This is a genomic window from Photobacterium lucens (genome assembly GCF_009873615.1).
Classification (GTDB): Bacteria; Pseudomonadota; Gammaproteobacteria; order Enterobacterales; family Vibrionaceae; genus Photobacterium; species Photobacterium lucens.
Window position 1 is genome coordinate 1 of sequence record NZ_SSMG01000078.1, and the last position, 12,157, is coordinate 12,157.

Annotated in this window: 10 protein-coding genes; 5 read left to right on the plus strand and 5 right to left on the minus strand. The window is 37.8% G+C overall.

The features are described from left to right. The 3 genes from E5A76_RS04005 to E5A76_RS04015 form a co-directional block, all read left to right on the plus strand. Positions 1-376, plus strand: a 376-nt coding sequence (locus E5A76_RS04005) for a GGDEF domain-containing protein (protein WP_161118171.1), incomplete at its 5' end; no start/stop codon positions are given. Beyond that, a complete protein-coding gene (locus E5A76_RS04010; RefSeq protein WP_161118172.1) occupies positions 373-1,683 on the plus strand; it encodes a GGDEF domain-containing protein in 1,311 nt (436 codons plus the stop codon). The genes E5A76_RS04005 and E5A76_RS04010, both read left to right, overlap by 4 nt. Further along, positions 1,680-3,119 carry an EAL domain-containing protein gene (locus E5A76_RS04015; protein ID WP_161118173.1) on the plus strand — a complete coding sequence of 480 codons (1,440 nt, stop codon included), beginning with the start codon at positions 1,680-1,682 and terminating at the stop codon, positions 3,117-3,119. The genes E5A76_RS04010 and E5A76_RS04015 overlap by 4 nt, the downstream gene beginning before the upstream one ends. A 64-nt stretch (positions 3,120-3,183) precedes the next feature. Here the strand turns inward: E5A76_RS04015 and E5A76_RS04020 are convergent, their stop codons facing one another. From E5A76_RS04020 to E5A76_RS04030, 3 genes are all read right to left on the minus strand, one after another. After that, positions 3,184-4,191, minus strand: coding sequence for a substrate-binding domain-containing protein (locus E5A76_RS04020; protein WP_161118174.1), 1,008 nt, complete (start codon positions 4,189-4,191; stop codon positions 3,184-3,186). A gap of 146 nt (positions 4,192-4,337) precedes the next feature. Next, positions 4,338-4,670, minus strand: a complete 333-nt coding sequence (locus tag E5A76_RS04025) for a tRNA-binding protein (protein ID WP_008988677.1) — start codon at positions 4,668-4,670, stop codon at positions 4,338-4,340. 217 nt (positions 4,671-4,887) lie between these two features. Next, the gene (locus E5A76_RS04030) at positions 4,888-6,315 is read right to left on the minus strand and encodes an amino acid permease (RefSeq protein ID WP_053987546.1); all 1,428 of its coding nucleotides are present in this window, start codon (positions 6,313-6,315) and stop codon (positions 4,888-4,890) included. Positions 6,316-7,027: 712 nt separating this feature from the next. Here E5A76_RS04030 and E5A76_RS04035 point away from each other — a divergent pair. Beyond that, positions 7,028-7,927, plus strand: a complete 900-nt coding sequence (locus E5A76_RS04035) for a lysine exporter LysO family protein (protein ID WP_161118175.1) — start codon at positions 7,028-7,030, stop codon at positions 7,925-7,927. Between the two features lie 92 nt (positions 7,928-8,019). On the opposite strand, the gene E5A76_RS04040 is transcribed toward E5A76_RS04035, so the two are convergent. Both E5A76_RS04040 and E5A76_RS04045 read right to left on the minus strand, forming a co-directional pair. Beyond that, positions 8,020-9,498 carry a phosphoethanolamine transferase gene (locus E5A76_RS04040; protein WP_161118176.1) on the minus strand — a complete coding sequence of 493 codons (1,479 nt, stop codon included), beginning with the start codon at positions 9,496-9,498 and terminating at the stop codon, positions 8,020-8,022. 122 nt (positions 9,499-9,620) lie between these two features. Then, positions 9,621-11,438: a cation:proton antiporter gene (locus tag E5A76_RS04045; RefSeq protein WP_053987543.1), complete on the minus strand. Its 1,818-nt coding sequence runs from the start codon at positions 11,436-11,438 to the stop codon at positions 9,621-9,623. Positions 11,439-11,813: 375 nt separating this feature from the next. Between E5A76_RS04045 and E5A76_RS04050 the strand changes: the two genes are divergently transcribed. Beyond that, positions 11,814-12,035: a hypothetical protein gene (locus tag E5A76_RS04050; protein ID WP_053987542.1), complete on the plus strand. Its 222-nt coding sequence runs from the start codon at positions 11,814-11,816 to the stop codon at positions 12,033-12,035. Positions 12,036-12,157 lie beyond the last annotated feature (122 nt).

Consider the following 12,157-nt stretch of genomic DNA (forward strand, 5'->3'; position numbering starts at 1 on the left):
GTCTGTAATTTTATTAGATATTGATCATTTTAAAAAAATTAATGATATCTATGGTCATGATATTGGTGATACCGTTATTAAACATATTGCCAAACAGCTAAATTATCTTAGTGAAAGTAATACAAAAGTATTTCGCTGGGGCGGAGAAGAGTTCCTTATCGTTCTACCTAAACTCAGTAAGGTAGAACTGATGAATAAAGCAGAACAAATCAGACAAGGGCTGCAATATCAACTCAATGATCACAAAATGGTAACCGTATCGTTAGGTGTGACTGAACAAAAGAAAGATGAGTCAATCTACCAAGCTATTTATCGTGCTGATATTGCATTATATAAAGCAAAATCTAATGGTCGTAACCAGAGTCAATACCTATGATGATATTTAAAAATAGCTCTATTACTTTCAAATTCATTATTACGTTTGTACTGCTGTTTGCTCTCTCGTTTAATTTTATTTATCAATTAAATGAAATTAAACAAAAAGAATTATCATCTTTTGTCAGAAGTAAGATCTATCTGGTCTATGACCAATTACACAGTTTTACTCAACATTATATTAATAGTGAGTATGTGTTTATTGAGCAAGGTATACATCATATAAATAATGTTGGTGTTATGAATTCTAAAGCTCGAACTATTAAAAAGTTTTCAACAAAAATGCATCAACTATCTATTAACTTAAAAAAGCTGGTTAATGAAGACTATTGGACATTAGCCGTTATTGATGGCGCAGATCAAGACGTGTTATATGCATCACCACTACGTATACCACATATCAAAGATCTCTATGAAAGCGAGCATGATCTACTTCATAAGTTATCAACAATCAATAATGTACCTGAAAATTATACCGATTATTTTGACTCATCAAAATTACAATTAACGCTGCCTTATAAAGAGAAATTTACTCATCAAGAGATCCGTTCAATATTTATGCCGATTTATATTTCGCATAAATTATCCGCACTGCTCGTATTTGATGTAAAAAGCAGTATTTATAACAACTGGGTTGAAGACTTTAATAAAGAGCAGTTTACGCTATATAGCACAGAAAAAAGCCAATTTAGCTTTCCTCTATCTAGCATAAACGTCAATACAACGACGGATAATGAAAGTATCCATTTATATATAGATTATGATGTTATGACGGTTTGGAGTGCACTTATTTCTCTTTCGATAACAATTGCTATCTTTGCTTTGGTCAAATGCTTTTTAACGATTATGAACTTAATTCAAATTGACAATATGACTAAATGTTATCGTCGAGATTATGGTGAGCATAAGTTTAAAAACAAATTACTATCTAATAAATCTATTCTGATTTTTGATATTGACCATTTCAAAAACATCAATGATACCTATGGTCATGATGTAGGTGATCAAGTAATTAGTCAAACAGCGTCAATTATAAAAAGTAATATCCGAAGTACAGAGCAACTCTACCGTTGGGGTGGCGAAGAATTCGTATTAATACTGAATATTGATAATAAAGACATCGCAGAAAGAAAAGCGAATCAATTACGAGAAGCAATTTCTAACCAAAACGAAAGTGACATCAAATTTACTATTTCAATTGGTGGCATGATGGCACATAACTCAACATTAGATGATGCGATAAAAATTGCAGATCAAGCGCTGTACCAAGCAAAAGAAAATGGGCGCAATAAGGTAGTTTTCCAATGAATTTTAAAACCATAAAACCCCTTTCACTATGCGTCAGCATTGCGCTTTCTATCTTGGTATTCAGTAGCATTACTGCTGTTATGTATAACAGATTTATTGATCATGTCATTGATAAAGAAAGAGAAGTACTGCTTAAAGAATTTGGCTCAATAAAAACAATCAAAAAAACGCTAAAAGAGCAGTTTGCCACGCTAACGGTTCCAACATTAAAAGAGCAAAGCGCATTAAAAACATTGGTTGCACAAAGTAACTCTATAAGCAGTATTGCCGTCATTCATAAGAACTATTTTGTATTTAGTACATTTGGTCTTCGTGACCGCTATACCGAGCATGTGAATGAGTCAGGTTTTCATGTCAAATTAAAAAGTACTATCTCTAAAAAACCGATTATTTACTATATGCTTGCAGTAAATAACGAGACTTTTATTCGAGTCTATTTTAAACCTTTACAGCTTAATTACCTTAATAAGATCGGTGAAGGAGAAGTGAACTTTAATGGCGTGATCCTTGGTGATGAAAATCAAGTGATGAGTAACGTTAAAAAGTTATGTCACTGTAAATTTACCCTCAACGACGTCAACATTGATGTAAATATGGATCCTAAAAAAGCACTCGTCGTTTTTGTTGATGAAAAATTAGGCTACTTATTAGTTTTGCTATTGCTATCGTGCATTTTTGGCTATTTTTTAGGTAAAACATGTGAACATGAGTTAGTTAAATATCAAATTAAAAACAACAGAATTAAGCCTTATTTACAGCCTATTGTTGATCATGATGGCAACATTATTGGCGCAGAAATTCTTGCTCGCTGGATCACCAATAAAGGGGAACTTGTACCTCCGTATTTGTTTATTCCTTACATTGAGAAGGAAAAATTAACGCCGTTACTGACGTGTTCGCTGCTCGCGCAAATACACAATAGCTCTGTGCTCTATAACGCTAAAACGTTCAAACTAAGCTTTAATTTAACTGAACTATGTTTATTTGAGCCTAAGGTCTATGCGTTAAGTAAACGCTTAAGTCAGCATTGCCGCTTAGTGTTGGAGTTTACAGAATCAACCCCGTTTATACGTGAAGATACGCCGCAAAAAATGCAGGCTTATCGCCGACACGGAGTAGAGTTTGCAATCGATGATTATGGGACAGGCTTTTCAGCTCCTCACTATCTCACAGAATATAAATTTGATTACCTGAAGATAGATAAATGCTTTATTGATAATCTTGATAAAGACGAGGAGAAATCAACACACCTTGTTGAAAGTATTGTATTTTTAGCTAAAAAAATGAATTTAGAATTAGTCGCGGAAGGGGTCGAAACAGACTCTCAAGCAGCCATACTAACAACATTAGGGATCCAATATTTCCAAGGTTTTCTGTTCTATAAACCAATGGATTTAATCGCTTTTAGTCAGCTAACCATCAGCAAGTCAGACTAAACATCATCACTGAAAACAACAAAGCCGACATGATGTCGGCTTTGTTATATCAATCAGTTAATCACTACTCAGAGGCTAATCGTTCAACCGAACCTCGACGTACCAAGGTTGGAGAGAAACGCATCGCTTCAGTATCAACTACCTGCTCATCAGCCAATGCTAATGCGAGATTAGCAGCCTTTTCTGCCATCATCTGAATAGGGTAACGCACTGTTGTTAACCCTGGAGTGGTGTAACGGGCAATTAAGCCGTCATCAAAGCCCACCAGCGACATCTTCTGCGGTGATTGAATACCATTTTCTTGTAACACTGCTAATGCGCCAGCTGCCATGTAGTCGTTATAAGCCACTAATGCCGTCATCGGTAATGATTTAGTGATCAAATTTACCATCGCAGTTTCACCACCATCGCTATCAGGAATGGCTTTTTCAATATAACTGCCTGATAACGTAATATTGTTATCCGCTAACGCATCTAAATAACCTTGCACACGTTCACTGGCATCTTCAATATCATGATTAGAAGCAATACATGCAATGTGCGTATGACCATGACGGATCAAATATTCGGTCGCTAAATACGCACCTTTATGGTTATCAAGAGAGATACAACGCTCAGCAATAGCAGGTATATGACGGTTAATGATCACTAAGCCTTTCACTTCGTTGGCATAGTTAATCAGCTCTTCATCAGTTAATGCTTTAGCGTGAATCACTAACGCATCACAACGACTATTGATTAAATGTTCAATGGCACGTCGTTCATCGTCAGCATTGTGATATCCGTTACCGATCAAAATATGCTTACCATGTTGATGAGCAACAACATCGACAGCTTTAACCAAAGTACCAAAGAAAGGATCTGACACATCCCCCACCAGTACACCTATGGTATCGGTATTTTGTCGCACTAACGCTTTAGCGGCCGCATTGGGGCGATAGCCCAACTGTTTCATTGCGTTAGTCACGGCTTCAATCGATTGTTTACTTGCTTTTGGAGACTTGTTGATCACCCGCGAGACAGTGGCAATCGACACCCCAGCTTCACGAGCGACATCCTTAATGGTTGCCATAATTGCTCTCTTTGTTTAACTGCGCTCATTTAACCGTGTGAACCGTTACAACGCAATGAATTTCCAAGCATTAGTGATATTTCTATTTGCTGATATAAAAAGTGGCTACAAACAGTAGACTCATATCATCTGTAGCCACTCAAGCATTAAACAATCTTCACACCCGCAGGCATTAAACGTTCAGGGGTTAACAGTACGCTTTCCGATTCATCGTCTGTTTCAGCACAAAGCAACATACATTCAGAGGTTTCACCACGCATTTTCGCTTTCGCTAAGTTACATAACACCACTACTTGTTTACCCATTAACTCTTCTTCTGTGTAATAAGGTACAAGGCTGGTCACGGTTTGTAGTGTTTTCTCACCCACATCAATTTGCACGATGTAAAGCTTATCAGCGTTGCTATGACGTGCCACTTCAATGATCTTACCCACACGAATATCTAATTTTGCGAAGTCACCGTATGAAACTGTTTCCATTTAATTTTCCCTTATATAACAGATTACTAATTAATAGAAATAGTGTAATGGAAACGCTTACACAAACAATCAAATATGCTGCTATTACACTGCTTGATCACACTTTATTTATTGACTTTGTGACATCAAAAAATATTTAAACAACACCAACGAAAACAGCCACTGATGTTGGTCAGTGGCTGTTTTTAAGTGTTGTTATTACGCGTTATTTTTACACTTATTGTACTGCGGCTTTCGCTTCTAATTGACGCTCTTCAACCGTTAGTGATCTTTCGTATTTGCTGTATTTCCACCATGCGTAACCAAGGAAAATCACAATACCACCCACGTTGTAGAAGATAATCGTCATGATATCTGCACCGGTTGGGAAAGTTGACGCTAAGAAGCCCACAGTGAAGATAGCAATTAACACTGACACCATCGCAATACCCGTCATGCGTGAGCCAAACTTAAAGTCACGCTCTAGGTGATCCAATTTCAAGCGTAGATTTAAGTAAGCTAGCATGATGAACAACGGCGGTAACATTGAAGCTGCAGCTGTCATATTAATCACAGTACTCATCAAATCTTGTACCGTATCAGAACCCAGCATAGGCACGATTAGTAGTGGAATCACGATAAAGAACTGCGCCCATGCTGCACGTGCTGGTACACCATTTTCATTTAGTTTTACGGTTTTCTCACCGAAAATGCCTTTTGGAATTTCAGAGAAGAAGATTTTCACCGGTGTCGCTGTCCACATCAGTAATGAACCAAACATTGCAGTAAATGACACGACACCAACAAAGCGATTCACCCACATTTCAGGTAAGCCAAAGTAAGTCGCCATACCTTCAAAGACTTGTACTGAGCCACCCGTAAATTTCAGCGCTTCACGCTCAACGAACACGTTGATCAAAATTGATGATACTGAGTAAAGCACACCGATAAATAGACCTGCGAAAATAATCACTTTCACAAACGACTTATGACCACCTTTCACGTCGTTAACGTAAACCGATACCGATTCTGCGCCACCTGCTGCCATGAAGATCCATGCAGTTACACCAAAGAACGCCCAGTTAATTTGTGGTGTTAATGCCTCTACCGTGATTGGATCGGCAGGTTGAATACCGCCCATCACAGCTGCACCTGCAAGACACATGTAAGACAAGGTTAAGAACAACATAAACGATGACGTCACTGATGTAATTGGACCTAACATCTTCGCGCCATTGGTTGAAACGTAAGTGGCGAATGCAAACAGACCAATACTTAAAATCGTCGTTGTGGTTGGAGTAAAGATGTACTCATAACCTAAGAAAGCATAAGACGCATAGGCAATAACGCGTGGTAATAAAGAGGTAAAGAAGAATAAGTTTACAAACCAGTATGTATACGCTGCCATAAATGCCCAGCGACCACCCAGTGAGCTTTTCACCCACGCATAAACCCCAGCTTCAGAGTTTTTATTAAGAGATACAAATTCTGCAATGATCAAACAGAAAGGGACAAAGTAGAACAGAGTAGCAATAAAGAACATTGGCGATGAAGATAAACCAATTTCAATATTGTTATTGATGACGTTATTAAAGCTATAGACCGCAGCAAAGGTCATCGACAATAAGCCGAATTTACCTATGGTATTACGTTTGGAGTCAGACATAAGAATCTCCGCTATAAAGCACGTTAATAATGGCAACTACAGCGCTTACTTGTGGTGTAGGATACAGAGTAAGGCCTTGATTTATTGGATTTATTTGATTTTTAATTATTGTTTCTCACGCTGTAGTGATGACCTACAAAGTGGAAACGTTTACATTCTTAGCTAAATAAAAAGCGCAGATACCTAACTGAGCTGTCGGAAGCATTCCTTGTTTTGCAAAAGTAGCATCGACTTTTCATTGTTTCCTCGCCCCTTAACTGTGACAAAGTATTAGTTAAAGATTTACTAAAAAAAACCAGATAAATCCCTTAACTTTAAGTTGATCACATCAAATAATTCAGTTTGTGAATGTGCTAGCAAATAATGGCATGTTGCGGCTTTATTTAGTGATCTGATTCAAACTAAATCTAAACAACAAAAACAACAAAAACAACCACATAAAATCAATAACTTAATACAAATATAATCAGTCAATGTTTACGTCACTTCATGCATTTAAATCGTTCATGAACAAATCATAACGCTTAATACATCACCATATTTATTGCGTGTTTTTTGAAAAAATGGCTTAATATTGCAGCGATAATTTAGTAAAAAAACCGTTTAGCTTTTACAATCTGTAACGATCTCCTGGTGCTTTTTACTCATACAAGTTATTGATTACACGCTATGATCCTTCACTAACCTCAACTGCCCATTAGCTAGGAATACTATGTTCTCCGGATTTTTACTGATCTTTTTACCGCTTGTGATTGGTTACCTCATACCCGTTCATAGTAAGAAGATCCTTAACTTTATTAATGTCCAAACCAGTCGTTTAGTCTTATTGATCTTGGCATTAATGGGATTAAGCCTTGCAGGACTCGATAATCTCAGCCAAAACCTCAACCAAATTTTGCTCTACACTCTGACCTTTTTTGGCTGCATCAGTACTTGTAACCTGTTTGTTTTGCCAATGATCGATCGCTTTATGCCAACCGTATCGGATCATAAGCAACATAAATTACCTATCCTGCATATGATGGCTGAATCACTTAAATTGGTGTTAGTCGTCGCTGGCGGTTTGTTGCTAGGGTTATTACTCAATATCGATCTATCTTGGGTATCACAAGCCAGTGAGATTATTTTATTACTACTGCTGTTCTTTATTGGTATTCAGCTGCGTAATAGTGGCATGACGCTCAAGCAAATCGTGCTAAATAAGAAAGGGGCGACCATTGCTCTCGTGATGATTGTGACGTCTTTTTGTGGTGGTATTATCGCAGCACTACTGCTCGATTTACCTATCAACCACGGTTTAGCCATGGCATCTGGATTTGGTTGGTATTCACTGGCAGGCATCTTAATTGGTGATAGCTTAGGTAGCGTGTTAGGTGGTGCAGCACTGCTTAATGAATTACTACGAGAGATGTTAGCGCTGGTATTAATACCGCTATTAATACAGCGCTACCCTAACACTGCGATAGGTTATGCTGGCGCAACCGCAATGGACTTTACTTTGCCTGTTATCCAAAGCTCAGGCGGCATTCGTTGTGTGCCTGTCGCCATTGTGAGTGGCTTTATTTTAAGTTTATTAGTCCCAGTGCTGATCTTGTTTTTTGTCTCGCTATAAGCGCTGTACTCAATAACAGACATTCAATAAAAAAGGCAGAGCACAATACGTACTCTGCCTTTTTTGTTGTCACTTATCGCACTAAACTAGCTTTATATTTTTACCGCAGGATCGGGGGCTAACGCATTAAAATCAACCATCTTGGTATAGTTAAACACTTTGATGTTTTTATCGTGAATTTGATCGATAGATAGCGGTGTTAGCTTTTTAGATCTGATCCCTGTCCAATCTGAAAATAGCGATAAAAAGTGATAAGCACTCATGGGTTTATTGAGCAATATATGCTGATGACTATCGCTAGATAAGATAAAAAATGGCACTTCATAATTCGATTTATGATCCGGACCATGGACTAAATAAACCGGCTTACCTTTGCTATGGCTATCACTTAAGCCATGATCAGAAAAATACAACAGCGAATAAGATTGCTGACTATCATTGAGGATCCCTACCATCTTCTTCATTAGCTGATCAAATTCTCGATAAGTCGTTAAATAGCAAGAAAGCTGTTTATCTTTTAAGTTAAATTGATCGTGTTTAATTCGACGACAGAACTTGGCATGTGATCCCATTAAATGCACCACAATTAATTTATGCTCAGACGTTTTCTCTGACAATGCTTGTTTAAATACAGGTAATAAGTCAGAGTCTTGATAATTAATCGAGCCATTAAAACTGCCATTTTTCAAAAAGTGCGTTTCATTGCTTAGAATTGCAAACTTTGAAATCGGCGTATCATAGCGCCCCATTTTGCCTTGGTTAGATAACCAATAGGTTTTAAACCCCGCACTGTTAGCCAAATTGATCACATTGATATTTGGCTCAAACGTCAACCCTTGGCTTAACGATAAAGTGCGTGGCAATGAGGTCGTTGTATTCGGCGCAGTAGAAATATAGCCATTCACAAACAATCCATTCGCTTTATCTAAATAAGGTGTTGTTTGCGTTGGGTAACCATAAAGCGACATGTAATCACGACGCATACTCTCGCCAATCACTAACACATAGTTCTGGTATTTCGGGGTTACTTGCTCAATGGCTAAGTTCACTTTATGAGAAAAAGCGGCTTCTAACGCTTTCTCTTGCACAAAATAGTCCGTTACAGACTTATAGCCACGAACAAAGAAATGATGGTATGGCGAGAAGTACAACAGTGCTACAGCAATTAATAATGGGATGTCATGTTTTAATTGGTAAGATGTCTTTTTAAAAGAAAAAATAACAATTAAAACAAATAAACTCACAGACCATGGAATAACATCGGATGGAATATTGGTAATAAATTCCCATGCTTCTTGCTTATTAGTATCAAATAAGGAAGCGACAGAGCCAATATTCGGTGAACCATAAATCATCCCTACCGGTAAATATAGCCAACTAATAACCAACAGTGGTACAAGTAGCCCATATTTAACACGCTTATATCCCGCAGCAATCACAAAGCCAACAAAATAAACCACAATAGTTAACAGGTAATTACGATGATGGGCTCCCATTGCTGTGGTAGTTAATATAACTAACAAAAGAGAAATAACGAGATCGAAGAGTAAATGTTTATTTTTTATAAACATTTTTATTTTTTGTTTCACGGTAAACCAATTATTTTATTTAACTGAGCGCGAAATAGTAACACAACAAATATAAAAAAAGGCACGTTAACCGTGCCTTTATATTTATCGTAGTGAAGCCTTTTCTAAGCGTTTGTTTTTGCTTCTTCTAACGGTTTCACTTCTTTAATTAATGACACAATCGTCCACCCTGCTTTCACCACAAATTCGTCATTTACCGTATAGGTATAAATGAACCCTTTTGGATCAACAGCAAACATTGGGATCAATTGGCTCGATTTATACTGTGCGTAGTAGTCTTCTAACGTAAAGTTATCACTCAACTTAGTGTGCTTAATTTCACCACCTTGGTTCATCAAGCTCGCTAATTTCTTATAACTGATGTCCTCACCAAACAAAGCTGTACCACTGTGCGCTTGTGATGCTGAATGCTTCTCTAAGCCACTATTATGGCGACGACCATTTAAGCGAAATACATTACGACTGCCAAAATCACTTTCAAAGTGCATCGTTGCTACGGCATTAAAGTGTTTATCCGGCGTAATTGCTAATAAGTGACCAATACCAATCACATCAAGATATTCATCTGCATGGCTTGATACCGCATTACCATAATACGTTTCTAATCCAGCCATACGCGCTGCGCGAATGTAGTCCCAGTTAGAATCCGTCAGTACCACACGGCAATCGTACTTCTGCAGTGCCAATGCAATTTTTCGCGCTACGTCATTAGCTCCTACTAATAGGAAGCCTTTCGGACATGGCTCTGCAACACCGAGTAATTTAGCCATTGGGCGTGCAGTCAAACTTTGCAGTACAACGGTACCAATGATCACCATAAAGGTTAATGGCACCAGAAGATCTGCACCTTCCACTCCGTCTTTCGATAGTTTTAACGCAAATAATGCAGAAATCGCTGCGGCAACAATACCTCTTGGCGCCACCCAAGCGAGGAATAATTTCTCTTTGATTTCCAACTTGCTAAACATAGTTGAAACGAGAATCGACACTGGACGAGAAACCAACTGGATCACCACAAACAGTGTTAATGCTCCCCAACCTAGGGCATGAAAATCCGTCATTTGAATGCGTGAAGCCAAAATCAAAAACAGACCTGAAATTAATAAAATGGTGAGGTTTTCTTTAAAGTGCAAAATATGCTGAATATTCACATCCTTCGCATTGGCTAACCACATACCCATTACTGTTACAGCCAATAAACCCGCTTCAGATTCGAGTGCGTTAGAGCCTGCAAACACACCTAATACTAGCGCTAATACCGCAAATGGTTGTAGGTACTCAGGTAATAAATGGCGACGTAAGATATGCGCCAGTAACCAACCTGCAACACCGCCAACAACGAGCCCTACCAGCAACATTAAACCGAAGACTTCTAAACTGTGTACTGTGCTGCTTGAAACAATAAATTCATACACAATCACCACGAAAATCGCACCGATTGGGTCAATTAGAATCCCTTCCCAGCGCAGAATATTCGCCAATTTCGCTTGCGGTCGTACTGTGCGCAATAACGGCACAATTACTGTTGGCCCTGTAACGACTGTCATTGAGCCAAACAGTAATGCCAGTGACCAGCTAAAATCCAATAAATAGTGTGTCGCAGCACTGGTGATCATCCATGTAATGATTGCACCGACTGTCACAATACTTTTTACATTGCGCCTAACATGTTTAATTTCATCAAAATTAAGCGTCAAACTACCTTCAAATAGAATGACCGCAACGGATAATGAAATTAAAGGAAACAGCAAATCACCAAATAAAATATTGGGATTAAATAGCCCTGTCGCAGGACCAATGAGCAGCCCCGCCATCAGTAATAATAAAATCGCTGGCAATTTCATTCGCCATGCTAACCATTGACAACTCAGTCCTAAAACCCCAAGACCCGCAATGGTTAAGCCAATCATTTCTTCATGCATGAAGTCATTCTCTATTGCTTAATACAAATCACACAGTTGCGTGAACTTAAAATAATACGAATATAGATCCCAACATTCGATAATGCCCAATCTAATTAAAAGCTTTTCTTTGCCATCATCAGACTGACAAATAAGCCATGAGTTCAATCATATCGTTTTGTCGTTTATTTTTAGAGCAAAGCGCGAACAATAAATAACCAAGAATAATGTGTCTAAATTATTTGCTGTCATTTTTACGCAAATTAGTCACTTAGAAATAAATAACGAAAAGTAAAAAATGAGATCTCGATAACGCTATAGGTATAAATAATTGCTAATAAGCATCTAATTACTATTCTTCTTACACCATAAAATAACAAGGATAAGGATATTAATATGGCTACATTAAATATCACGCTAGGTGCTAACGAAAAATTTATTGCTAAGATTCCTCCTGCTCACGAACTGCAACTCTGGAAAATGGTTGCAATTTCTTTAAAAGAAGAAGATGAACTAGACGACATCTACAGTTTTTTAAGTATTGATGACCACTCTTTTAAAGTGCCACACTACCTTGGTGAAAATATTTACGCACAATACCAACATTATTTTTTATAACTTTTCTGGCTATGTGCTTTCCCAAAAAATAACAAAGCCGATATCATGATGTGACCCCATAAAGTTGGACATTTCGGTTAAGCGGCTTGTAAGGCCTGATTTCGATATTCAATCGGAGTCAG

What these genes read in the sequence shown, in the direction of transcription:
- E5A76_RS04050 (WP_053987542.1), top strand. Translation starts at nt 11,814, where the DNA reads ATGGCTACATTAAATATCACGCTAGGTGCTAACGAAAAATTTATTGCT.
- E5A76_RS04030 (WP_053987546.1), bottom strand. Translation starts at nt 6,315, where the DNA reads ATGTCTGACTCCAAACGTAATACCATAGGTAAATTCGGCTTATTGTCG.
- E5A76_RS04015 (WP_161118173.1), top strand. Translation starts at nt 1,680, where the DNA reads ATGAATTTTAAAACCATAAAACCCCTTTCACTATGCGTCAGCATTGCG.
- E5A76_RS04045 (WP_053987543.1), bottom strand. Translation starts at nt 11,438, where the DNA reads ATGCATGAAGAAATGATTGGCTTAACCATTGCGGGTCTTGGGGTTTTA.
- E5A76_RS04035 (WP_161118175.1), top strand. Translation starts at nt 7,028, where the DNA reads ATGTTCTCCGGATTTTTACTGATCTTTTTACCGCTTGTGATTGGTTAC.
- E5A76_RS04010 (WP_161118172.1), top strand. Translation starts at nt 373, where the DNA reads ATGATGATATTTAAAAATAGCTCTATTACTTTCAAATTCATTATTACG.
- E5A76_RS04025 (WP_008988677.1), bottom strand. Translation starts at nt 4,670, where the DNA reads ATGGAAACAGTTTCATACGGTGACTTCGCAAAATTAGATATTCGTGTG.
- E5A76_RS04020 (WP_161118174.1), bottom strand. Translation starts at nt 4,191, where the DNA reads ATGGCAACCATTAAGGATGTCGCTCGTGAAGCTGGGGTGTCGATTGCC.
- E5A76_RS04040 (WP_161118176.1), bottom strand. Translation starts at nt 9,498, where the DNA reads ATGTTTATAAAAAATAAACATTTACTCTTCGATCTCGTTATTTCTCTT.